Origin of the sequence: Acuticoccus kalidii (assembly GCF_021556395.1) — a bacterium.
Lineage (GTDB): Bacteria > Pseudomonadota > Alphaproteobacteria > Rhizobiales > Amorphaceae > Acuticoccus > Acuticoccus kalidii.
The window spans coordinates 61623-85088 of the sequence record NZ_JAKGCS010000009.1; the positions used below are offsets into that span (position 1 = coordinate 61623).

Below are 23466 nucleotides of genomic sequence, written 5' to 3' on the forward strand. Positions count from 1 at the left end.
GCTTAAGCTGCAAGGGCGACCTCGCCATTCGGATCGAATGGAACGGACGGATGATGCGAGGCGTGAAACGAACCATCGCCGCGATCGCGCTAGCACTTGCGACGTGCGGCGCGGCGGCACAAGTCGTCACATCGGCGCTCCCGGTCGACGCGGCGTTCAAGCCGCGCCTGCATCGTGCCGACGGCGGCGGCGTTCGGATCGCCTTCCGAATCGCCGAAAGCTATTATCTCTATCGCGACCATTTCGCCGCAAAAGCCGGCGAAGTGGCGCTGAAGGTCGAGACGCCCGCCGGCGACATGAAGGACGATCCGACATTCGGTCGGACCGAGATCTTTCACGATGCGGTGGACGCGGTCATCACGGCGCCGGCCCTCGCCGGGCTGCCCGACGGTGCGCGGGTCACCCTCACCTATCAAGGCTGCCAGGACGGCGGCATCTGCTATCGCCCTGCGACACTGACCTTCGATCCGCGAACACTGGAGATCGCCGCGCCGCCCGCCGGCGGGACGGCGCCTTCGTTCGGCGCGTTCGCGCCCGCGAGCGGCGCCGGATCGGTGCCCGCCGGGGCGAGCGGCATCGTCGCCGACGCCGGCGCGGGCGGGCTCGTACCCGGCCTTCTCGCCGATGGCGGCCGGGCCATGGTGGTCGCCACCTTCTTCGTCCTCGGTCTCGGCCTCGCCTTCACGCCGTGCGTCTTTCCGATGTACCCGATCCTCGCCGGCCAACTCACCGGGCGCGGGGCCTTCAGCCTCGGCAAGAGCCTTGCCCACTCACTCGCTTATGTCGGCGCGATGGCGGCAGCGTTCGGCCTTGTCGGCCTCGTCGCCGCCTGGTCGGGCGCCAATCTGCAGGCAGCGCTGCAATCGCGCCTCGCGATCGGGGCGATCGCGGCGCTCTTCGCGGCCCTCGCTTTGTCGATGTTCGGTGCGTTCGCGCTCCGCCTCCCGGCCCGCTGGGTCAATCGGATATCCGGCCGACAGAGCGGCAGCGGGCTCGGCGGAAGCGCGGCGCTCGGTTTCTCATCGGCGCTGATCGTCGGGCCTTGCGTGACCGTTCCGCTCGCCGGAGCCCTCGTCTATATCGCGCAGACCGGAGACGCCGCCCTCGGCGCCGGCGCTCTTTTCGCCCTCGGGATCGGACAAGGCGTTCCCCTCGTCATTTTCGGGACGGTCGGCGCCCGTTTCATGCCGCGCGCCGGCGGTTGGATGGCGGCGGTGACGCGCGCCTTCGGCGTCGTCTTCCTGGCGCTCGCAATCGCGATGCTGTCGCGGATCGTGCCGGCGAGCGTCACCATGTGGCTCGCCGCCTTTCTTGCGACCGGCATCGGAGTGGCGCTCGTCGGCATCGGTCTCGATCGCACCGGCTGGCCCCGGCAGATCGCCGGAACGCTCGGTGTCGTCGCGCTCGTCGGCGGGGCGGCGATGGTGACGGGCGCCCTCGCGGGGGCGAGCGATCCCTTGCGCCCGCTGGCGCCGCTCACCGCCTCCCGCACGGCAACGGAGAGCGACGGGGTGCGCTTCGTCGCCGCGCGCTCCGCAGCCGACGTCGCGGCGGTGACGGCGGACGGGCCGACGCTCCTTTATTTCACCGCCGATTGGTGCGTCTCCTGCGACATCATCGAGGCGCGGGTGTTCGGCAATCCCGAGGTCGCCGCCGCGCTCGCCGAACATCCCATCGTCGCGGTCGACGTCACCGAAGCGAACCCCGCGACGTCGGCCCTCATGGCCGAACTCGGCGTCGCCGGCCCACCGACGATGATCTTCGTGAGGCAAGGGGTCGAGCGGCCCGGCTCGCGCCTCGTCGGTGAATTCGGACCCGACGCCTTTCTCGCCGGCCTGCGCGAGGCCGGACTATGACCGCCGTCACCATCGGCCCGCTGGTGTTCGCCGGCGACCGGCTCGCCGCCGTCGCTGGGATCGCGGCCTTCCTGACGGCCGCCTTCGTGCTGTCGCTCGCGCTCGATCGGCGAATCGCCTCCTGGGCGAGCGGGGCCCTCCTCGCCGGCCTTCTCGCCGCCCGTCTCGGCCATGTCGCCCTTCATTATGACGCGTTCGCGCGGGAGCCGCTGCGCGCCTTCATGGTCTGGCAGGGCGGCTTTTCGCTGGCGGCGGGGCTTGCGGGCCTCGCGCTCTTTACCGGCCTCACATTGCGGCGCCCGCGCGGGCTCGCCGGCGCGGCGGTCGCGGTTCTCGTGGGGCTGTCGGTCTGGGCCGTCACCGTCCGCCTGGTGGCCCCGCCGCCGATCGCGATGCCGCACGCGCCGCTCGAAACGCTCGGCGGCGAGACCTTCCGCCTCGCCGCACGGACCGGCCGACCGATGGTCGTCAATCTGTGGGCGACGTGGTGCCCGCCCTGCCAGCGCGAGATGCCGCTCCTCACCGAAACGGCCGCCGCGCGCGACGACATCGCCTTCGTCATCGCCAATCAGGGCGAAGGCGGTGCGACCGTCCGACGCTATCTCGAAAAGTCCGGCCTTTCGGCTGACCATATCGCCCTCGATCGCGCTATGTCGCTGGCGCGCCATTACGGCGTCCCGGGCTACCCGGCGACACTTTTTCTCGCCCCAGACGGGACGCTCGCCTTCTCTCACTTCGGCGAGATTTCGCCCGAATCCCTCGCAACCGCGCTCGATCGCCTCTCCAACGGAAAGACCTAATCTGATGATCCCGCTCCGAACCGTCGCCGCATTGCTCTTCGCAGCAGCGGCGGGCGCCTGCTCGACCACCGATCCCTTCGGCCCCGTCGCGACGATCCCGCCCCATGCGAGCGGGCCGCAGGATCCGCGCCTTGCGCAGATGTACGGCCCCGTCAGCGACGCCGGGTGGACGATCCCGGGCGTGGATAAGATCCAGGAGCAGAATATCCGCCAGATCGTCGACGACCCGACCGGACAGCCCGTCGGCACGCTCGTCGTCGATCCCAAAGCCCGCTTCCTCTATCTCGTCATGGAGAACGGGAAGGCGATGCGCTATGGCGTCGGCGTCGGTGTCGCCGGGTTGGAGTTCGAGGGGAACGCGGTCGTCGGCCGCAAGGCGTCGTGGCCGGGCTGGCGTCCGACCGACAACATGATCGAGCGCAATCCGGAGCGCTATGCCAAGTGGGCCGGCGGGATGGAAGGCGGGATCCAGAACCCGCTCGGCGCACGGGCGCTCTATCTCTACCAAGGTGGACGCGACACCCTCTATCGCATCCACGGCACCAACGAACCCTGGTCGATCGGTCAGGCCGTCTCCTCCGGCTGCATCCGGATGCTCAACCAAGACGTGATCGATCTGCACCAGCGCGTGCCGAACAATGCGCGCGTCGTCGTCCTGCCCGCCTGACATGAGGACATCCCGATGACCGACCTCAACCGCCGGACCATCCTCGTCGGCATCGGTGCGACAGCCGGCCTCGGCGTCGGTATCGGCGCCGCACGGGCGCAAAGCCCGTTATCGCAAGAGGCCGTCTTCCTCGATCCGGGGGTGCCGGTCCTCGGCAATCCGGCCGGCGATGTCAGCCTCGTCGAGTATTTCGACTACCAGTGCCCCTACTGCAAAGCGGCGCATCCCGACGTCGCCGAGGTGGTGGCCGATGACGGGCGCGTGCGGCACGTCATGAAGGATTGGCCGATCTTCGGCGAGCCGTCGCTCTATGCCGCGCGCATCACGCTCGGCGCGGGGGCCGATTATCGGATCGCGATGGCGGCTCTCATGGCGACGGAGGGGCGCCTCACGACGACGGAGGTGGACGCGGCGCTGCGCGGTGCGGGGCTCGATCCCGCGGCGCTCTGGGCCGCCTATCGCAAGGACGCGCAGGCGATCGACGCGACGCTCGCGCGGACGGGTCGCCAGGCGGAGGCCTTCGGCTTCATGGGAACGCCCGCCTACGTCGCGGGCACGACCATTTTCGCCGGCGTCGCCGAGCCGAGCGCCCTCCGCGCCGCCCTCCGCAAAGCGCGTGGCGGCTGACGGGATCGCGCTACGCGCCCGGCGCCGAGCGCGGCCGCGCCTTCCGGCCCGCCGTCTTCGGCTCCTGCTCGCCGCCGGTCGATGAGGCGCGCACCGCCGCCCGGCGCCACGTGACGCGCGCGGGCTCGCCCTCCGCCCAGCGCGAGGCCATCATCATGTGGACCTGATCGGCGCTGCTGTGGACATGGCGTTCGAGCACGTCGATCGCCGCCACCGCATCGCGCGCCAGAACCGTTTCGACGAGCCGCTCGTGAAGCGCCGGCAGCGAGGGATGGTGGCCGCTCGCATTCACCGCAAGGCGGCGATAGCGGTCGAACTGATCATAGAGTTGGTGCCAAAAGCCGAGAAGGCGCGCCGACCCGCAAGCCTCCACCAAAGCGAGATGAAACGCACGGTGAAGCTCCTCCCACTCCTCGTCGATGAGGCGGTCGGGTGAGCGCGGCTTGCGCAGCAAGCGGTGCTGCGCGGCGAGGATGTTCGCCTCCCACTCGGTATCGCCGGCGGCGATCGCGAGCCGCAGCGCGAGCCCCTCGATATGGCAGCGGGTTTCGGTGAGATCCTCGAGATCCGCCTTCGTCACGGGCGCGATGCGAAAACCGCGTTGCCCCTCCTGGATCACGAGGCCGCGTCCGACGAGATTCGCCATCGCCTCGCGCAGCGGGCTGAGGCCGACCCCGTAGCTCTCCTGGAGCGTCGCAAGGCGCAGCCAGGCCGCCGGCGCGAGGCGGCCGGTCAAGATGTCGTTGCTGATGGCGTCCTGAACCGACTGTGCCAGCGTCAGCGACTTCGTCATGCACTTTCACTTTCCGGGACGCGCATCCCTTTTCGCGAGCGCAACGCCGCGGAACGGGTGCGATATGCCGAAAAATCGCCAGCCATGCAAATCATCGATTTTTTTAAGGACAGCGCCTGCCCCGTCACGATCGCATTGGTGTGTCTGGCGGGAAAGCCGGCGCGCGAGCTTTCGGCGCCGAGATTTCCGCCATTGCGGGACGAAATAATATGCATATGCGACAATTATATGCATTGCCGATAAATATCGATTTTTCTGCTTGATCCCGATCCCGGCCGCGCCTTAACGATTTCGCCGTGGCGCTGGAAACGGATCCGCCGAGACCCAAAAACATCTCGGCCGACCTGCCCGGATGCTTCGCGTTATTATCGACTCCAAGCATATCTCGGCAAATCAATCGCCAAAATTGCGCAAGACACCCGAAGAAATCCGGAGAAGTTCGAACGAAATCGTGATCGAAATCTAGATTTTTTCGATCGCCCTCCGGACACGTCGTCGAGCGCCCGATGAACCGACGGCCGCCCCGCCGTGCCGAACGAGACCGTGAGAGACGGGCATCCGAACGGCTTGCCCTGGTGTGGACCATAGAGGAAGGACCATTGCGATGACGGACGCGCGCAAGCTCAAAGAACAGGCGTCGATCAACCGCCGCACGGCGCTCAAGTGGGGCGGGATGGGCCTCGCCGGGTTCGGCGCCGCCGCCATCATGCCGGGCCGCATGGCGTTCGCGCAGGATCTGACGGATCTGTCCTTCCAGCTCTCCTGGCTGAAGAGCATCCAGTATGGCGGCTATTTCGCCGCCCTCGACAACGGCTTTTTCGAGGACCAGGGCCTCGACGTCACCTTCGTCTCCGGGGGGCCGAACATCGATCCGCTCGCCAACGTGGCGGCCGGCCAATCCCAGATCGGCGACCGCCCGATCGGTCCGATCCTCGTCGCGAAGGAAAAGGGGATCCCGATCAAGGTGATCGGCACCGTCTACCAGAAATCGCCGTTCGCGATCATGAGCCCCGCCGACAAGCCGATCACGTCGGTCGAAGATTTGGAGGGCAAGGTGCTCTCGACCGGCAGCTCGTCGCGGCCGCTCATCGAATATCTCCTGCGCGAGGCCGGGATGTCGCCCGGCGACGTACAGATGGTGCCCCATTCGCCGGATCCCGCCGGCCTCGTCGCCGGTCAGATCGACGGCTATCTCGGCTACTCGACCAATCAAGGCGTCATGCTGCAAAGCCGCGGCTTCGAGATCCACTCGCTCAACGTCTCCGATCTCGGCGTGCCGGAGACGACCGGCACCATCTACGCCCGTGAGGATTATCTCGCCGAGCACGGCGACAAGGCGGTCGATTTCCTCGCCGGCGCGGTTGAGGGCTGGAAATGGGCGCTCGCCCACCCGGAGGAGACCGCGACGCTGATGGTCGAGACCTACGGCGCTCCCGGCCTCGAGTTCGAGGCGCAGGTGGCGGAGATCGTCGCCAGCAAGCCGCTGATCGAAGCGGGTGCGGCGGAGGGCGGCAAGCTCCTCAATATCGACGTCGCCCTCTTCCAGAAGATCATCGACACCTACGCCGCCGCCGGCCTCATCGAAGGCAACTTCTCCGCCGAGGAGTTGTGCGCGCCGCAATATATCCAGGACGCGCTCGCACGGGTCGCCTGATGTCGCAAAGTCTCAGCGCGCGCTATGTCGGCAAGGTCTTCGACGGGCGCGGCCGGGTGGTCGCGCTCCGGGATGTCAACATGGAGGTGCCGGGCGGCGGCTTCGCCGCCATCATCGGCCCCTCCGGGTGCGGCAAGTCCACCCTCCTGCGGATCTTCGCCGACCTCCTCCAGCCAACCACGGGCACCGTCGCAATCGGCGGCGGCGCCCCCCAGAATGCGCGCCGAACCAAGTCGATCGGCTTCGTCTTCCAATCGGCGACGCTGCTTCCATGGCGGACGATTCGGCGCAATGTCGAGCTGCCGCTCGACGTCGCCGGCGAACGCGGCCGATCGCGTGAGGGCCGGGCCGACGCGCTCCTCTCCCTCGTCGGTCTCGACGGGTTCGGCGACAGCCTCCCGCATCAGCTCTCCGGCGGTATGCAGCAGCGAGCCGCGATCGCGCGCGCGCTGATCCTGAAGCCGGAGATCCTCCTCCTCGACGAGCCGTTCGGCGCGCTCGACGAGATCACCCGCCAGCGCATGAACCTCGAGCTCCTGCGCATCTGGGGCGAAACGAAGACCACCGCCGTTCTCGTCACCCACTCGATCGCCGAGGCGGTGCTGATGGCGGACCGCGTGTTCGTGATGACGCCGCGCCCCGGCACGATCGCAAAGGCGGTCGACGTGCCGCTGGAGCGCCCGCGCACCCTCCAGATGATGCGCACGCCCGCCTTCTTCGATGTCGTCAACGAGCTGCGCGACGCTCTCTTCGGGACCGAGACAGAGCCCGCCCTCGAACCGCTGCCCCTCGAGGCCGTGTCGTGAGCGAGACCGCCTCCTGGCAGAGCCGGCTTGCGCTCAGCGCGGCCCCCCTCCTCGTCATCGCCGCGCTCCTCCTCGCGATCGAGATCGTCGCGCGCGGCGGCGGGCTGCCGATGTTCCTGCCCTCGCCGAGCGCCGTGTGGAACGCCTATGCCGGGCGGCCGAGCGTCTTCTGGGAAAATCTTTGGGCGACCACGTGGAAATCGATGCTCGGCTTCGCGATCGCGATGGGGCTCGCGCTCGTGGCGGCCGGGCTCGGCGTCGTCGCGCACCGCATTCGCGAGCCGATTTACCGCACCGGCGTCTTCGTCCAGGCGGTGCCGCTGATCGCGCTGACGCCGCTTCTCGTCGTGTGGTTCGGCAACACGGCGCGCACGCACGTCATCATCGCCGCGATGTCGAGCTATTTTCCGATGCTGGTGGCGGGGATGCAGGGATTTCGCGCGGCCGCGCCGCAGCGGCTCGAGCTGATGGCGGTGCTGTCCGCCTCGCGCTGGCAGACGCTTCTCTACGTGCAGATCCCGAACGCGCTGCCTTATCTCTTCGCCGGCCTCAAGATCGCCGCGCCCCTTGCCGTGCTCGGCACCATCACCGCCGAATGGACCGGCGCCGATCGCGGCATCGGCGCGATGATGCTCTATGCCCTCTTCTCCTACAATGTCCCGACGGTCTGGCTCACCGTGATCGGCGCCTGCGGGCTCTCCGTCGCCTTCTTCCTCTTCGCCGCCTGTCTCGAACGCCTCGCGATCGGACCGGAGACGCTCGGAGCGACGCGATGACGGCCATTCGTTGCGTTCTGAGGGTTCTCGCGGTCGTCGCCTGCCTCGTCGTCGCCTGGTGGAGCGCGCTCGCGATCTTCGCGATCCCGCCTTATTTGATGCCGACCCCGCCCGAGGTCGCCCTCGCCTTCTGGACCGACGGGGCGCTGCTCGCCTCGATGGGATGGACGACGCTGAGCGCCACTCTCGTCGGCCTCTTCATCGCGACGCTCGGCGCATCGGCGATCGCAGCGCTCTTCGTCCAGTCCCGCGCGCTCGCCCAGGCGACGATGCCGCTCCTCATCGTCGTCCGCTCGACGCCCGTCGCCGCGATCGCACCGCTGATGATGCTGATCCTCGGGCGCGGCATGGAGACGAGCGTCTTCGTCGTCGTTCTCGTCTCTTTCTTTCCGATCCTCATCAACATGATGCGCGGGCTCACGGCGGCGGACGCTCAGTCGTTCGAGCTGCTGCACGTCTATGGGGCGAGCCGCTGGCAGGTCATCCACATGCTGCGCGCGCCGACATCGCTGCCCTACCTCTTCACCGGGCTGCGCATCGCCGGGGCGACGGCGATCCTCGGCGCGCTCCTGTCGGAGTGGATCACCGGCAATCGCGGCCTCGGCCTTCTCATCCTCGAAAGCGCCGAGATGCGGGAAATCGACGTCCTGTGGGCCGGCATTTGCGTGTCGATCATGATCGCGCTCTCCCTCTTCACGCTGACGTCCGCCGCCGAGCGCGCCGTCCTGCACTGGAAGACCTGAATGGTGATGCCACTCCGACGCGCCGGCGATGCGGCGGCCTTGCAGATCCACTCGGCACGCGGTCGGGCCTGAATGCTCTTTCTCTGCGAACAGGACGTCGCGGCTCTCCTCACCGCGGACCTCGCCATCGATACGGCGCGGGAGGCTTTCGTGCTCGCCGCCCGTGGCGGGCTCCGCGCGCGCGGCGCGCTGCGCCAACCGGGGCGCTATGGTGCGCTTCTCCTCGCGAGCGCGCACGACGGGCTCGGCCTCTCCGTCAAGAGCAACATCCACGTCTACCCGGCCGATGGCGGCCCCCGGCGGACCGAAAGCCTCCTCTCTTTGTGGGATATCGAGACCGGAACCGCCGAGGCGCTGATCGCGGCGCGGACCTTCAACGACCTGCGCACGGCAGGCGGTCTCGCGGCCGGCGCTCTCGGCCTCGTCGCAAGCGCGCCGACGGAACTCGTGATCTTCGGCACCGGCAAGATGGCGGGACCGGCCGCCCGCCTTCTCGTCCACGCCTTCCCGTCGCTCGCGCGGATCACCTTCGCCGGTCGCACGGCCGAGAAAGGCGCGGCGTTCGCCGACCGCCTTCGGGAGAACCCGGACTTCGCCGGCGTCGCCCTCATCGGCATCGGCTCGGGCGAGGCGCGGGCGGCGGTCGCGACGGCCTCGATCATCGTCACCGTCACGACGGCGGCGACGCCGATCGTCTACGGCGCCGACATCGCGCCGGGCGCGCTCGTCATCCTCGCAGGCGCCAACCGGCCGGACGCGCGGGAGGCGGACGACGCGCTTCTCCGGCGCGCCACGATCTATTGCGATGCGCTGGAGGGGATCTTCGAGAAGGCCGGCGACCTCACCCTCGCCCGGCATGCTGGCGCACTTACCGGCCGCACGCTGCGCGAAGTGGGTGCCGGGCGGCGCGCGGCCGAGGCCGGGACGGACATCACCGTCTTCAAGTCGATCGGGCTCGGCGAGCAGGACCTTCTCCTCGCCCGCGTACTGGTGGAACGGGCGCGGACCGGCGCGATCGGCCTCCACCTCGATCCCGAGCACGGCGCCCCCGCCCGGACGACGGCCGGTGCGCCGGATGGGGCGAGCGGCGAGACGTTGGAGCGCTTCGGGTGAACGACGACGACACGACGACCGACCAACGGTCCCGGCGGCAAAGCGGAGGCACGATGACTTTCCCCCTCGTCATACGCGGCGCGATGGTGCTCGAAGACGCCGCAACGCCCTTTTCGGAGACGGCGAAGGATATCGTCGTCGACGCCGGACGCATCGTCTCGATCGCGCCGACGGGCGGGCCGTTGCCGGACGGCGCGCGGATCGTCGACGGCGCGAACCGCCTCGCAACGCCCGGTCTCGTCAATGCGCATACGCATTCCCAATCCTCGGCGATGGCGGGCTTTGCCGATGCGGTCAGCCATCCGGCGTTCATGTGGCTCACCCAGGCCCACACCGCCGGGCGCCCGGCCGAGGAGATCCGCATCGCGACCCTCCTCACCGCGCTCCACATGATCCGCTCCGGTTCCACCGCCGCGATCGACCACTTTCCCGGCCAGCGCTTCACCGCCGGCGACATCGACGCGGTCGCCGCGGCGTGGATCGAATCGGGCGTGCGTGCCGTCCTCGGCCTGCGCTTTTTCGACGGGGCGTTCTCCGACATCATGCCCTCGGGCGCCGCGATCCCGGACCGGCTGCGGGCGGCGGTCGAGAGCAATACGCTCCTGCGCCCGCAACCGCTCGCCGAGCTGAAGGAGCTGATCCCGGAGGCCGTGGCCCGCTGGGACGGGCGGGAGGACCGGCTGCGGATCTTCCCCGCCCCCTCCAACCCGATGCGCTGCACGGACGAGGCGCTGCTCTATTGCGCCGAAATCGCCGAAGCGCGCGACCTCGGCATTCACACCCACCTTCTGGAGACGGCGAAGCAGACGCACGGCGCGCAGGCTCAATATGGGTGCACGATGGTCGCCCATCTCGACGCGCTCGGCATCCTGTCGGACCGCTGGTCCTGCGCCCATTCGGTGTGGGTCGACGAGGCCGATATCGCGCGTCTCGCCGCGCGCGGCGCGATCGTCGTCCACAACCCGGAGAGCAACAGCCGGCTCGGGTCCGGCATCGCGCCGGTGCCGCAGATGCTGAAAGCCGGCGTCACGGTGGCGCTCGGCACCGACGGAGCCGGCGCGAACGACAACATGGACATGCATTCGGCAATGCGCGCCGCCGCCGTGCTTCACCGGCCGATGCAGCCCTCTCCGGCCGAGTGGATCACCGCGACCGACGCGATGACGATGGCGACCACAGCCGGCGCCGCCGCGCTGCGCCGGCCGGGCCTCGGCCGCCTCGCGCCGGGCGCCGATGCCGATATCGTCCTCCATCGGCTCGATTCCCCCTGGTGGGCGCAGATCAACGACCCCGTCGCCCAGCTCGTCCTCGCCGAGACGGGCGCCTCCGTCGACGGGGTCCTGGTCGCCGGCAATGTTCTCATGGAGAACGGCAAGGTGCTCGCCTTCGACGAGGCGGCCGTCCTCGCGGAGGCGCGCGCCATGGCCCGCACGCTGCGCACGCGCAATGCCGACCTCTTCAGCCTCGCCAACATCATCGCCGAGGGGGTGAACTGATGGCCCGCCCGAGCGTCGACACGGTGATGCGCGAGGCGCGCATCGTCTCCTCCACCGGCGTCCGCGAGGCCTCGATCGCCATCGCCGACGGGACGATCGTCGAAATCGGGCCGGACGAGACGATGCCGGCCGCCCGCGAGGAGATCGTCCTTGCCGGGGCGACCGTCATTCCGGGTGCGATCGACGTGCATGTCCATTTTCGCGATCCCGGCTTTCCGCACAAAGAAGACTGGACATCGGGCACGGAGGCGGCGGCCGCCGGAGGGATCACCACCGTCTTCGAGATGCCGAACACCGATCCCGCGACGGCAAGCGTCGCGGCGCTCACCGACAAGATCGCCCGCGCCTCGGCGAAGGCGGTCGTCGATTTCGGCATCTACGGCAATGTGGCGGACGGCAATCACGATGCGCTGGAGCCGATGATCGAAGCCGGCGCGGCGGCCTTCAAGATCTACATGGGGAGCGACAATCCCCTCGTCCCCGCCCCGTCGGACCACACGATCCTCGCCGCGCTCGACATCTTCGCCCGCCATGGAATGCGCACCACCGTCCATGCGGAGAACGCCGCGATCCTGGTCGGGCGCGAGGCGAGGCTGAAGGCGGCCGGCCGGACCGACGCGGCCGCGCACCTCGAACAACATGCCGATCTTGCCGAGATGGAGGCGATCCAGCGGATCGCGCTCTATTCGCGGGAGACCGGCGCGCCGATCCACATCGCGCACCTCAGCAGCGCCCGGTCGATCCCGTTCATCGAGGCCGCCAAGCGCGAAGGCACCGATCTCTCCTGCGAGACGTGCCCGCATTATCTCACCTTGTCGACCGAGGACGGAGCCCGGCTCGGGGCGAATTTTCTGAGGGTGAAACCGCCGGTGCGCGGGCCCGAGCACAAGGCACCGCTGCGCCGCGCGCTCTTCGATGGGACGATCGACGTCCTGTCGACCGATCACGCCCCACACCGTCACACCGAGAAGAACCGGCCGGTGATCTGGGACTGCGCGCCGGGCTTTCCGGGCGTCGAGACCTCGATGCGGCTGATGCTGACGGCGGTCGCGACGGGTGAGCTTTCCCTCGAGCGCTATGTCGCGATGGCGGCGGAGGCCCCCGCGCGCCTCTTCCGGCTCGCGCCGCGCAAGGGCCATATCGCCGTCGGCGCCGATGCCGATATCGTCGTCCTCGACCTCGACCGACGCGAGCGGATCAGCGCCGCGCGGCTTCACTCCAAAGGCAACGCTACCCCGTTCGAGGGGATGGAGACGATCGGCCTTCCGGTCCTCACCATGGTGCGCGGGCGAACGGTGATGCGCGCGGGCGCGATCGTCGCCCCGCCGGGCACGGGACAGCGCGTGACGATGGCCGTCTGACGGGCTCCGGCTCGCCCCTGGCGGGCGCGACGCCGTTCCCTCCCGCCGGATAGCCGCGACGCGCACACCCGCCCGCCGATCTCGGTTCCCACGCTTTTGAAGCGCCACGCGCCTCCTGGCCCGTGGCGCTTGATGCGTTCCGCGCGGCGATAGCTGCTTTCGTCTCGTTCCTGCCCTCCGCCGCAATCGACCGCCCGGCACCCCAGCGCGACACAAGGGCCCCCTCTTACAAGCGACTGAGCGCGGACGAGGGAGCTTTCATGACGGCGGACGACAACACCATTCAGCTCGTCGGCGATATCCCGATCGAGAACCTGGCAGCGATCCGTGACGAGATCGGCAAGCGGCTCGGCGCGGGCCCCCTGTCGATCGAGACGGCCGATCTCACGCACGCCCCGCTGCCGTTGGTGCAGCTCATCTATGCAGCGCACCGGACAGCGGCGGCGCAGGGCGGACGGCTGACGGTCGCCTGCCCCCCCGACACGCCGTTTTCCGATGCGCTCGAGGGGTTTGGTTTCCTGAACGCGGCGGCCGGCGCGGCGCGGGTCGAAGGCGACGTCTGGGTCGGTCTCGAAACCCATGAGGAATTAGCTCCATGACGAAGACCATCCTGGCGGTCGACGATTCCCCCTCGGTTCGACAAATGGTCCAGATGACCCTGAAGGGCGCCGGTTATACGGTCGTCGAGGCCGTCGACGGCGAAGACGCGCTCGACAAGGCGCGTCGAGGCCGGTTCGACGCGGTCATCACCGATCAGAACATGCCGAAGCTCGACGGGATCGGCTTCATCCGCCGCTTTCGCGAACTGCCGACGGCCGTCGGGGTGCCGGTCGTCTTCCTCTCCACCGAATCGCGGGACGACCTCAAGGCCGAAGCGCGGGCCGCCGGGGCCACCGGCTGGATGACGAAGCCGTTCGATCAGACGATGCTCCTCAACGTCGTCAAGAAGATCGCCGGCTGATGAGCGCGGAAGCCGATCCGTCCGCCCTCTTCCGGCAGGAGGCGAGCGAACTCGTCGCCTCGATCGAAGTCGGCCTTCTCGACCTCGAAAAGCGGGAGGGCGACAGCGAGCTGATCGCCTCGGTGTTCCGCGATCTTCACACCGTGAAGGGGTCGGGCGCGATGTTCGGCTTTACCGAGGTCGCCGCCTTCGTCCACGAGTTCGAGACCGCCTTCGATCGGCTGCGCCGTGGCGAGGCGGCCGTGAACGCCGACGTCATCGCCGTCTCGCTGAAGGCGTGCGATCATATTCGCGGCCTCCTCGCCGATCCGGCCACTGCCCCCGCCGGCAAGCCGATCCTCGACGCTCTCGCCGGCGCGATGGACAGCGCGGCGGCGAGCGGCGCCGGGCTCGTCGTTCAGGTGCGTCTGCCGGCCGACGCGATCCGCCTCGGTCACCACCCGCGCCGCCTCCTCGACGAGCTCGCCGCGCTCGGTAAAACACGGATCGCCGCGCTGCCGGAGGCCATTCCGCCGCTCGACGATCTCGATCCGACCGATTGCCTCACCGGCTGGCGCGTCGAGATCGAAGGCAATGTCGACCCGGCGGACGTCGAGGCCGTCTTCGTCTTCCTCGCCGACCTGATCGACCTCGAAATCACCCCGCTCGGCGATCCCGCCCCTTCCATGGCCGAGGCGCCGCGGGAGGCGACACCGGCCCGGACGGCCGCTCCCGCCCAGGGGTCCGGCCCGGACACGATGCGCGTTGCCACCGAACGGCTCGACGAGCTGATGGACCGGGTCGGCGAGCTCGTCATCGCCGAGGCCCGATTGCATTCGATCGCGCAGACGGCGGGCGATTCCGTCCTCCTCGTGGTGGCGGAGGACATCCAGCGCCTCGCCGAAGGGCTGCGCGACGCCACAATGTCGATGCGCATGGTTCCGATCGGCTCGATCACCGGCCGGTTCCGCCGTCTCGTGCGCGATCTCTCCACCCAGCTCGGCCGGCCGATCCGGTTCGAGACCAGCGGCGAAGACACCGAGCTCGACAAGACCGTGATCGAACTGCTCGCCGATCCTCTCGTCCACATCATCCGAAACGCGGCCGATCACGGGCTCGAAAGCCCGCAAGAGCGGCAAGCGGTGTGCAAGCCGGAGACCGGCACCATCGAACTCGACGCCGAATATTCCGGTGCGGAGGTGCTGATCCGGGTGCGCGATGACGGGCGCGGGCTCGACCCCGCCAAGATCAGGCGGCGGGCGATCGACCGCGGCCTCACCACCGAAGACGCCCAGCTCAGCGAGGCCGAACTCTTCCGCCTCGTCCTCGAGCCCGGCTTCTCGACCGCCGAGCGGGTGACGGACCTGTCCGGGCGCGGGGTCGGCATGGATGTCGTGCGGCGGACGGTGGAGGATCTGCGCGGTCAGATCGAGATCGCCTCGGAGCCGGGGCACGGCAGCACCATCACGCTGCGCCTTCCGCTGACGCTCGCCATCATCGACGGTCTCCTGATCGAGATCGGCGGCGAATATTACTCGATCCCCCTCGCCGCCGTAGAGGAATGCGTCGAGCTTCCGGCGCCGCATGCCGCTGCCTCGGGCGCATCCTCGTTCCTCAACATTCGCGGTTCGCTGGTGCCGTTCGTGCGGCTGCGCGACCTCTTCGCGGTGACGGCGCCGCCGTCCGACTTCCAGAAGGTGGTCGTCGTGACGTCCGGCGGCTCGCGTATCGGTCTGGTGGTCGACCGGATCGTCGCGAACAATCAGACGGTCATCAAACAGCTCTCGCGCCTCCACGCCGCGCTGAAAGGGTTTTCGGGTGCGACGATCCTCGGCGACGGCACCGTCGCGCTGATCCTCGACGTGCCGCAGCTCGTCGCCCTGGGCCGCACCATCGAGGACCGCTCCGCCCGCCTGGAGCGCGCGGCATGACCCCCGCCCGGTCGACGTCGACCGCCCCCTTATCGGAGGACGCGCCATGAATGTCGTGACCATGCGCCTCGGCGGCGAGATCATGGCCATCCCGACCGACTGCCTGCGAGAGATCCTGGAGCCCGTGCCGGTCACGCGCGTGCCGCGTGCGGGCGCTTTCTCGAACAGTCTCATCAATGTGCGCGGCGCGGTCGTGCCGCTCGCGGATCTACGGGTGGCGTTTGCGATGGGCATCGAGCCCGCGACCATGGACACCCGCATGGTGGTGCTCGACGTGCCGATCGGCGGCGAGTCCATCACCGTCGCGATCATCGCCGATAAGGTCCACGACGTGTCCCACTTCGACCCCGCCGGCATCGAAGACCTACCCGCCGTCGGTCATGCTTGGCCGCCGGATTTCATCCGCGGAATCGGCAAGTGGCAGAACGATTTCGTCATTCTGCCGGACCTCGAAACGGTTTTCTCGCAGGCCGTTCAAAATCATGCGCCCGCTGCGAGCCTCTCGGACAAGGAGACCTGATCCCATGCGGATGACGATCAAGCTGAAGCTCGCCGCCGCGTTCGTCGTAATCATCGCGATCGCGGGCGCGGGACAATTTCTGGCCTTGCGCGATCTCGGCCGCCTCAACCAGTCGATCAACGACCTCGTTCAGGTGGATGTCGAGCGTGTGCGCCTCTCGAACCGGATCACCATCCAACAATTGCGCGCTCAGCGCAGCATTCGCGCCTACCTCCTCGAAACATCCCCGCAGGATCGTGCCGAGATTCAGCGCGAGTTGACGTCATTGCGGGACGAAGGGGCCGAGACCTTCAACGCCTTGATGGCCGTCGCCTCGCCGGAAGGACGCGAGGCCTTGTCGAGCTTCAGCGAGCAGCTCAACCAGATGAGCACCTTCCAGGACCGCGCGATGCAACTCGCCCGGACCGGCCAGGCCGAGCAAGCCCTCAACACCCTGTCCGAGTCGCGCACGGTGTGGGGTCAGATCCAGCACGACCTCAACTCGATCGTCGAAGCCAACGAATCCGGGATGGACGCCACCGCGGCCCGGACCGACGCCCGATATCAATCGGCCCGAACCACGCTCCTCAGCATTCTCATCGCGAGCGCGCTTCTCAGCATCGTGGTGGCGCTGTGGCTCATCACGTCGATCTCGCGGGGCCTTACGAGCGCCATCGCACTCGCCAAGACCGTGGCCGCCGGCAACCTCACGGACACCGCCAAGGTTCGGGGTCGGGACGAGATCGCCGATCTCCTCAACGCCCTCAACGGGATGGTCGAAAAGCTGCGCGTGGTCGTCGGGGATGTGACGTCGGCGGCGCGCAATGTCGCCTCGGGATCGGAGGAGCTGTCGTCGTCGTCCGAGCAGCTCTCGCAGAACGCAACCGAGCAAGCCTCCTCCACCGAAGAGGCCTCCTCCTCGATGGAGGAGATGGCCGCCAATATCAAACAGGCGGCCCACAATGCCGGTGAGACGGAAAGCATCGCCAAGAAGGCGGCCCAGGACGCCCGCCAATCGGGCCAGGCTGTGACGGCCGCCGTCGAGGCGATGCAGACGATCGCCGAGAAGATCATGGTGGTGCAGGAGATCGCGCGCCAGACTGACCTTCTGGCGCTGAACGCCGCGGTGGAAGCGGCGCGCGCGGGCGAACACGGGCGGGGCTTTGCCGTGGTCGCCTCCGAGGTCCGCAAGCTCGCCGAGCGCAGCCAGTCGGCCGCCGGCGAGATCTCCTCCCTTTCGGCGAACACCGTCCGCGCCGCGCAGGAGGCCGGCGACATGCTCCAGAGCCTGGTGCCGGACATCGAGCGCACGTCTCAGCTCGTCGCCGAGATCAGCCATGCGAGTCAGGAAACGGCACAGGGCGCGAACCAGGTGAACGCCGCCATCCAGCAGCTCGACAAAGTGACCCAGGAGAACACCTCCGCCGCCGAGGAAATGTCGTCGACCGCCGAAGAGCTCGCGAGCCAGGCCGAGCAGCTCCAGGGCACGGTGTCCTTCTTCCGCACGAGCGAGAACGCGGCCGCCCACATCGCCGACACCCCGCCAGCGCGCAAGCCGAAAGCGGAATCGCGCGTTCATTCCGGCGGCGGCTTCGACTTCGAGATGGGCGCCAGCAACGACGAGCTCGACAAGAAGTTCGTCGCCGGCTCGGCCGCGACGCGCCGGGGCCGGGGCCGGGCGGCGTGAGCAGCATCGGTCAGGTTCTGACATTGGGGGTCGGCGACGCGATGTTCGCCGTCCCCGTCACCAGCGTCCAGGAGATCCTCGACATGCGGCCCGTCACCCGCCTGCCCGACGCGCCGATGCACCTTCTCGGGGTGATCGACGTGCGCAATGAGGGCGTGCCGGTCATGGATCTCGCCGGATTGCTCGGCACCCCGAGCTTTGCGGACACCGAGGGCACCCGCATCGTCGTGCTGCGCTTCCGCCCCTCCGACAGCGAGGTCGTCGTCGCGCTCAAGGCGGACCGCGTCTACGAGGTCACCTCGCTCGAAGGGAATGCCGTCGAGCCGCTGCCGGAGTCGGAGCTTCTCAAGTGGAACTCGCGCCTCGTCTCGGGCCTCGGCCGCAAAGACGGGCGGTTCGTCGCACTCCTCGATCTCCACCGCATGTTCGGTGTGGAGGCGCTGGGGCACGCGTTCGACCTCGCGGCCTGAGGCCCCCGCGCCGACCGTCTCACCTCAGAGGGAAAGCGATGCATGACGCCGAAACGACACTTCGAACGGTCGACGATCGCCGGTTCGACAAGCTGACGGCGCTCATCCGCCGCGAAATCGGCGTACGGCTTCCGACGTCGAAGCGCCAGATGGTGGAAAGCCGCCTGCGTCGCCGGATCGTCGACACGGGGTTCACCACCCTCGACGATTACATGGCCCACCTCTTCGATCATGACGGCCTCGCCGACGAGCTCGACGTGATCTTCGACGCCGTCACCACCAACAAGACCGATTTTTTCCGGGAGCCGGCGCACTTCGAGTTTCTCGCCGAGCGGATCCTTCCGGCCCGGCGGCCCGGCGGCGCGCGTTTCTTCAAGGTCTGGAGCGCCGCCGCCTCCTGTGGCGCGGAAGCATGGTCGACGGCGATGGTGCTGGCCGACCATCATCACGAGATCCGGTGGAGCGTGCTCGGCACGGACATCAACACCAGGGTCATCGCGCAGGCGCGCCGGGCGATCTATCCGAGCGAGCAGCTCGCGCCCGTGCCGCGGCATCTGCGCGAGCGCTATGTCATGATCGGCACCGGCGAGATGACGGGCTCGTGCCGCATTCATCCGGACCTGCGCCGGCGCGTCTCCTTCAACCGCCTCAACCTCATGGCGCCGAGCTATCCCGTCGACCGCGACATCGACGTGATCTTCCTGCGCAACGTCCTCATCTATTTCGCCCCCGAGGATCAGGCCCGCGTCATCGCCCGCCTGGCCGGGCATCTCGCGCCTGGAGGCTTCTTTCTGGTCGGGCACTCCGAATCGATGGTGGTCGACCAACCCGACCTCGAACAGGTCGCGCCGGCCGTTTTCCGAAAGGTGTAGCCGCCATGCATGACGCTTCCCGACCGATCCGCGTGCTCGTCGTCGACGATTCGGCCTCCATTCGCGCCGCGTTCGCCCGGATCATCAACGCCGAGGACGGGCTCGAGGTGATGGCGAGCGTCGGTGACCCCTACCAGGCCGCCGACAAGATGCGCATGGCTCTGCCCGACGCCATCCTCCTCGATCTGGAGCTGCCCCGCATGGATGGGCTGACGTTCCTGAAGAAGATCATGGCCCAGCGTCCCCTCCCCGTCGTCGTCTGCTCGAGCTACACCGACTCCGGTTCGGAGGCCGCGATGGCCGCACTCGACAGCGGCGCGGCCGAGGTCATCGCAAAGCCCCGCCTCGACACCACCGAGGCCCGCCGCGAAGCCGCGATCCGGATCGGCGACGCCTTGCGCGCCGCCGTCGCCGCCGGCCGCAAGGGCCGCGCGACCGCCCCGCCCCTTTCCCCCGGCGAAAAGCTCAACGCGGACGTGATCCTGCCGCCGCTGCCCGTGCGCCCGGTTCCGCCGACGATCCCCGTCACCGCGATCGGCGCCTCGACCGGCGGAACGGAGGCGCTTCAGACCGTCCTGTCCGCGTTGCCCCCGGATGCGCCGCCGGTGGTGATCGTCCAACACATGCCGGAGAACTTCACGGCCGCCTTCGCCCGCCGCCTCGACACGCTGTGCCGGATCGACGTTCGCGAGGCCCGCGATGGCGACAGCGTGCGTGCCGGCCTCGCACTGATCGCGCCGGGCAATCAGCACCTCGTCTTGCGTCGCTCCGGCGGCAGCTATCGGGTGGGCGTGCTTCAGGGGCCCTATGTCAGCCGCCACAGGCCCTCGGTCGACGTCCTGTTTCGCTCCGCCGCGCAACAGGCCGGCGCAAACGCCCTCGGGGTGATCCTCACCGGGATGGGCGATGACGGCGCGGCCGGCATGGCGGAAATGAAAGCCGCGGGCGCCCGGACCTTGGCGCAGGACGAGGCGACCTGTGTCGTCTACGGCATGCCGCGCGAGGCGGTCCTTCGCGGCGGCGTCGACCGAATCGTGCCGCTCGATGCGGTCGCGCCGGAAGTCGGCGGCTGGGGAATGCATGGATTGAGGAGACCGGCATGACGAGATCCGAGATCGCCCGGCGGGCCGGGGTCGACCCTCTGCTCAAAGCCGTCAAGAGCCTCACCCGCACCTCGGAGGCCGATTTCCTCCGGGCCGGGACGAGCCTTGAGAGCGCACTCAATCGGTTTGAACGGCTCGAGGCGGCGGCCTCGCAGGTCGCCGGCCTTTCCGATCGCGTCGACGAGGTGGCGCAGGCCGCCATGGAGCTCGACGGAAATATGCGCGGCGCCATCGACGAAGTGGCGAACGGGCTCGGCCCGATCACCGAACTGTCTACGATCGGTGCCCGGCTCGGCGAATGCCTCGCGGTGATGTCGCAACGCGTTCGCACGATCCGCGTCGTCTCCATCAATGCCCGCGTCGTGATCGCCACGATGACGAGCGGCGCGTCCGGCCTTGCGAGTTTCGCCGACGATATCCGGGATGTCGGCTCGGAGATCGAGGCCGTCCTCTCACGCGTCGACACCGCGCTCACCGATCTTCGCAGCAGCGCCGAGATCGTCTCGACCGGCGGCCGGCGGCTGACCTCGGTCCTCGGCGACAAAATGGCCCGCTCGCTCGCCAATCTCACCGACGAGCTCGTCCACTATGAACGCGGCCTCGGCGACCTTACCCGGTCGGGCGGTGGTCTCGCCGAGCGGAGCGTCCGCCTTCGCCAGGCGGTGACGAATGCCGTGATGGCACTCCAGGCCGGAGACGCCTTGCGCCAACGCCTCGAGCATTGCGCCGTGATCATCGAGACCGCGCAAAATCCGTTTTCGGAGCCCGGCCCCGAGCGGCTCCTCCTTCTCACGCGCTTTCAGCTCGACGATCTGGCCGTGCGTCATCGCGATGAGGTCGGCAAGGCGGCCGACGCTCTCGCCGACGCCGGCGCCGAGGCGCACCACTTCCTGGCCGAGATCGGCATGCTCGTCCCGAGCCCAGACGGCCCTGGCACTGCGCTTCAAGCGGCGGTGCGCACCATCTGCGACCATCTCGAAGAATGCCGCGAGGCGACCGATGCGCTTCACACCGGAGCGGCGGCGATGACCGAGCGGATGCACGAGATGCTGGCCTCGATGTCGGACTTCGCCGCGCTCGGCGAGCGGATCCGGTATATCGCGCTCAACGCGGTCATCGCCTGCGTCGGGCTCGGCTCGGAGGGCGCGCCGCTCACCGCAATTTCGCGGCAGCTTCGCGAGCTCGCGGAGGAATGTATCGAGCGGCAGAACCAGATGAATGCGCTGATCGACGGCATCGAATCCACGTGGACCGACATGCGCGGTCGCCTTTCCCTGGCCGCCGGCACGTTGCAAGGAGACGTCGCGCGCTCGGCGGAGGGTATCGAGGCCAGTCTCGCGGATCTGCAATCCCGTCTCGACGCACAGGGGCGCGAGATCGCGCGCGCCCGCGCCGGCCTCGACGAGGACGTCGCCTATGGTTCGGACGCGCTCCAGGCGCAATTGGCCTCGGTCGAGGAGGTTGCTGCCATGGCGCTCCGCCTGACGCCGGAGCGGGTCGCACCGTCCCCGCTCAGCCCCGCCGGAGCCGCCACGAGCGCCCGCCTTCGCGCCCTTCTGACGATCGAGCAGGAGCGCCGCGTTCACGACGAGTGGCAGCGGACGATCACCGGCGAGGCCCCGCCGGCGCCGAACGCAGCGCCCGCGCCGTCGTCGATCGACGACATTCTGTTCGCTTAGCGGGTTCTCGGCACGCGGTCCGCCCCCCCCCCCCCTTCGGCTTGCGGACCCGACCATGTCTCGCCGCGATCTGCGATCGAAGACGCTCCGACGGGAGGCGCTCGCGCGACCACCGGCCGTGCCGGACCGGCACGAGGCGCAGGCGCCGGGGCCGGGGCCGGGGCCGATACGGCGCAGGCGCCGCCGAAAACGGTAGCCGTCCCCCTCAATCGACGACATCGAGTTCGGCTGTTTTGGGTCGCCGGTCACGACCAGCCACCCGAGTCCCGCCTTCGGACGCCTGGCCGTAATCCTCGACGATCCCGCGATCAAAAACATCCGGCCAGGAACCACTCCATGCGCTGCAAATTTCGCACATTTCAATTCGAGCGAGAGGGGTGCAACGCACCGGCAAGTCCGGTATTAAGGCCGAGCGTCCTCGTAGCTCAGTCGGATAGAGCACAGGATTCCTAATCCTGGGGTCGCAGGTTCGAATCCTGCCGGGGACACCAATTCGAATTTCCGATGTAAAATCAGAGACTTAGAGGCATAAGCGGTAGCAGCTCCCGTAGCAAACTCCGTAGCAAAAACGCTGTATGCTCAGACTGTCATCGAGACGCATTGCCCACGTCCGCTGACGCCATCGACTGGCAGGTTAGCCGCACCCGCAACCACCTGATCGGACGGTTACGGTGCACAAGTTCCCATCGGTCTGATGGGAACTAACCGTCGACAACCATCCGCTAACCGTCGGCCTGAATGGCCTTCTCACGCTTTGCGATCTTGGCGACCGTGGCCCGGCTGCATCCCACCGCATCCTGGATGTCCGACCAGGACACACCCTTATTCAGCATCTTCGCGATGGCCGCATTCCGTTTGGCGTCTTCCGGACGGCCACGATATTTGCCTTCCGCCTTGGCTCTCTCCTGCCCCTGTGCCTGGCGGCGGCGCCGATCCTCGTAATCCTTCCTCGCGATTGCAGCGAGCATGTCGAGCAACATAGAGTTTAGGGCATCAGCCATGCGGGCGGTAAAACTGTCAGCGTCGGCCTCGACGAACATGTGCGAGGTCGGCAGATCCAGTGCAACGACTTTGATCCGCTTGGCTGCGATCTCGGTTTTCAGCTTGTTCCAGTCCGCAGCGTTGAGGCGAGACAAGCGGTCGACCTGCTCTATCAGGAGGATGTCGCCCTCGCGAGAGTCCCGGAGCAGTTTGAAGAGTTCCGGGCGGTCCAGCTTCGTGCCGCTCTCATTCTCCACATAACGCGTTGCGATGGAGAGCCCGCGCTTCTCCGCAAAGGCTTCGAGCTCAGCTGATGCGCGCTCGGCATCTTGGTCCTTGGTCGACGCCCTTAGATACGCTCGAATAACCATCTCAACCGCTTCGGTTCACTTTGGATGGTCTATATATAGTGAGTCTGTTTTGGTTGGTCAATTGGCACTTTATGGACCAGCGCAGGGGTGGTTCAGAAAAGGCATACCCAAAACAGCCCAATTCGAAGCCTGGACTCTGTGAGGCACTTCATGGACCCCACAACTCCACATCAATGTACGTGCGGGAGACGCGTCATCATTGACAGGTCCGGTTGTGATGCAAACCATGAGCGCGAATATG

The 23466-nt window shown here is 68.1% G+C and carries 23 protein-coding genes and 1 tRNA gene; 21 read left to right on the forward strand and 3 right to left on the reverse strand.

From position 1 onward, the window contains the following. Window positions 1–62 precede the first annotated feature (62 nt). From dsbD to L1787_RS05875, 4 genes are read left to right on the forward strand one after another with little or no spacing between them, the layout of a single operon-like run. Complete coding sequence (gene dsbD / locus L1787_RS05860) at window positions 63–1856, forward strand: protein-disulfide reductase DsbD (RefSeq protein ID WP_235707742.1); 1794 nt, start codon at window positions 63–65, stop codon at window positions 1854–1856. Next, window positions 1853–2656: a TlpA disulfide reductase family protein gene (locus tag L1787_RS05865; protein ID WP_235707743.1), complete on the forward strand. Its 804-nt coding sequence runs from the start codon at window positions 1853–1855 to the stop codon at window positions 2654–2656. The genes dsbD and L1787_RS05865 overlap by 4 nt, the downstream gene beginning before the upstream one ends. Before the next feature lie 4 nt (window positions 2657–2660). Continuing rightward, window positions 2661–3323: a L,D-transpeptidase gene (locus tag L1787_RS05870; protein WP_235707744.1), complete on the forward strand. Its 663-nt coding sequence runs from the start codon at window positions 2661–2663 to the stop codon at window positions 3321–3323. A gap of 15 nt (window positions 3324–3338) precedes the next feature. Next, entirely contained in the window at window positions 3339–3950 is a 612-nt protein-coding gene (locus L1787_RS05875) for a DsbA family protein (protein ID WP_235707745.1), read from the forward strand. A 10-nt stretch (window positions 3951–3960) separates the two neighbouring features. On the opposite strand, the gene L1787_RS05880 is transcribed toward L1787_RS05875, so the two are convergent. Both L1787_RS05880 and L1787_RS05885 read right to left on the reverse strand, forming a co-directional pair. After that, entirely contained in the window at window positions 3961–4743 is a 783-nt protein-coding gene (locus tag L1787_RS05880) for a GntR family transcriptional regulator (protein WP_235707746.1), read from the reverse strand. Continuing rightward, the gene (locus L1787_RS05885; RefSeq protein ID WP_235707747.1) at window positions 4740–4958 is read right to left on the reverse strand and encodes a hypothetical protein; all 219 of its coding nucleotides are present in this window, start codon (window positions 4956–4958) and stop codon (window positions 4740–4742) included. The genes L1787_RS05880 and L1787_RS05885 overlap by 4 nt, the downstream gene beginning before the upstream one ends. Before the next feature lie 389 nt (window positions 4959–5347). Here L1787_RS05885 and L1787_RS05890 point away from each other — a divergent pair, with 389 nt between their 5' ends. The 17 genes from L1787_RS05890 (at window position 5348) to L1787_RS05970 (ending at window position 22364) form a co-directional block, all read left to right on the forward strand. Further along, entirely contained in the window at window positions 5348–6397 is a 1050-nt protein-coding gene (locus L1787_RS05890) for an ABC transporter substrate-binding protein (RefSeq protein ID WP_235707748.1), read from the forward strand. Further along, window positions 6397–7203, forward strand: coding sequence for an ABC transporter ATP-binding protein (locus tag L1787_RS05895; RefSeq protein ID WP_235707749.1), 807 nt, complete (start codon window positions 6397–6399; stop codon window positions 7201–7203). Before L1787_RS05890 ends, L1787_RS05895 begins: the two co-directional genes overlap by 1 nt. Continuing rightward, complete coding sequence (locus L1787_RS05900; RefSeq protein WP_235707750.1) at window positions 7200–7979, forward strand: ABC transporter permease; 780 nt, start codon at window positions 7200–7202, stop codon at window positions 7977–7979. The genes L1787_RS05895 and L1787_RS05900 overlap by 4 nt, the downstream gene beginning before the upstream one ends. Then, the gene (locus tag L1787_RS05905) at window positions 7976–8722 is read left to right on the forward strand and encodes an ABC transporter permease (RefSeq protein ID WP_235707751.1); all 747 of its coding nucleotides are present in this window, start codon (window positions 7976–7978) and stop codon (window positions 8720–8722) included. Before L1787_RS05900 ends, L1787_RS05905 begins: the two co-directional genes overlap by 4 nt. A 72-nt stretch (window positions 8723–8794) precedes the next feature. Continuing rightward, on the forward strand, window positions 8795–9835 hold the full coding sequence (locus L1787_RS05910) for an ornithine cyclodeaminase family protein (protein WP_235707752.1): 1041 nt from the start codon (window positions 8795–8797) through the stop codon (window positions 9833–9835). Between the two features lie 53 nt (window positions 9836–9888). Further along, window positions 9889–11331 carry an amidohydrolase family protein gene (locus L1787_RS05915; RefSeq protein WP_235707753.1) on the forward strand — a complete coding sequence of 481 codons (1443 nt, stop codon included), beginning with the start codon at window positions 9889–9891 and terminating at the stop codon, window positions 11329–11331. After that, window positions 11331–12692, forward strand: coding sequence for a dihydroorotase (locus L1787_RS05920; RefSeq protein WP_235707754.1), 1362 nt, complete (start codon window positions 11331–11333; stop codon window positions 12690–12692). The genes L1787_RS05915 and L1787_RS05920 overlap by 1 nt, the downstream gene beginning before the upstream one ends. Before the next feature lie 260 nt (window positions 12693–12952). Continuing rightward, a complete protein-coding gene (locus L1787_RS05925; protein WP_235707755.1) occupies window positions 12953–13291 on the forward strand; it encodes an STAS domain-containing protein in 339 nt (112 codons plus the stop codon). Beyond that, window positions 13288–13653 (forward strand): response regulator, encoded by a 366-nt coding sequence (locus L1787_RS05930; protein ID WP_235707756.1) that lies wholly within the window; start codon window positions 13288–13290, stop codon window positions 13651–13653. Before L1787_RS05925 ends, L1787_RS05930 begins: the two co-directional genes overlap by 4 nt. After that, window positions 13653–15563: a chemotaxis protein CheA gene (locus L1787_RS05935; RefSeq protein ID WP_235707757.1), complete on the forward strand. Its 1911-nt coding sequence runs from the start codon at window positions 13653–13655 to the stop codon at window positions 15561–15563. The genes L1787_RS05930 and L1787_RS05935 overlap by 1 nt, the downstream gene beginning before the upstream one ends. 46 nt (window positions 15564–15609) lie before the next feature. Continuing rightward, on the forward strand, window positions 15610–16083 hold the full coding sequence (locus L1787_RS05940; RefSeq protein WP_235707758.1) for a chemotaxis protein CheW: 474 nt from the start codon (window positions 15610–15612) through the stop codon (window positions 16081–16083). 4 nt (window positions 16084–16087) lie between these two features. After that, window positions 16088–17749, forward strand: coding sequence for a methyl-accepting chemotaxis protein (locus tag L1787_RS05945; protein WP_235707759.1), 1662 nt, complete (start codon window positions 16088–16090; stop codon window positions 17747–17749). After that, window positions 17746–18219, forward strand: a complete 474-nt coding sequence (locus tag L1787_RS05950; protein WP_235707760.1) for a chemotaxis protein CheW — start codon at window positions 17746–17748, stop codon at window positions 18217–18219. The genes L1787_RS05945 and L1787_RS05950 overlap by 4 nt, the downstream gene beginning before the upstream one ends. A gap of 38 nt (window positions 18220–18257) precedes the next feature. Continuing rightward, complete coding sequence (locus L1787_RS05955; RefSeq protein ID WP_235707761.1) at window positions 18258–19091, forward strand: CheR family methyltransferase; 834 nt, start codon at window positions 18258–18260, stop codon at window positions 19089–19091. 5 nt (window positions 19092–19096) lie between these two features. Then, on the forward strand, window positions 19097–20194 hold the full coding sequence (locus L1787_RS05960; RefSeq protein WP_235707762.1) for a protein-glutamate methylesterase/protein-glutamine glutaminase: 1098 nt from the start codon (window positions 19097–19099) through the stop codon (window positions 20192–20194). Beyond that, on the forward strand, window positions 20191–21873 hold the full coding sequence (locus tag L1787_RS05965; protein WP_235707763.1) for a hypothetical protein: 1683 nt from the start codon (window positions 20191–20193) through the stop codon (window positions 21871–21873). The genes L1787_RS05960 and L1787_RS05965 overlap by 4 nt, the downstream gene beginning before the upstream one ends. 414 nt (window positions 21874–22287) lie before the next feature. Continuing rightward, a tRNA-Arg gene (locus tag L1787_RS05970) sits at window positions 22288–22364 on the forward strand. A 231-nt stretch (window positions 22365–22595) separates the two neighbouring features. Here the strand turns inward: L1787_RS05970 and L1787_RS05975 are convergent. Continuing rightward, the gene (locus L1787_RS05975) at window positions 22596–23225 is read right to left on the reverse strand and encodes a recombinase family protein (RefSeq protein ID WP_235707764.1); all 630 of its coding nucleotides are present in this window, start codon (window positions 23223–23225) and stop codon (window positions 22596–22598) included. Window positions 23226–23466 lie beyond the last annotated feature (241 nt).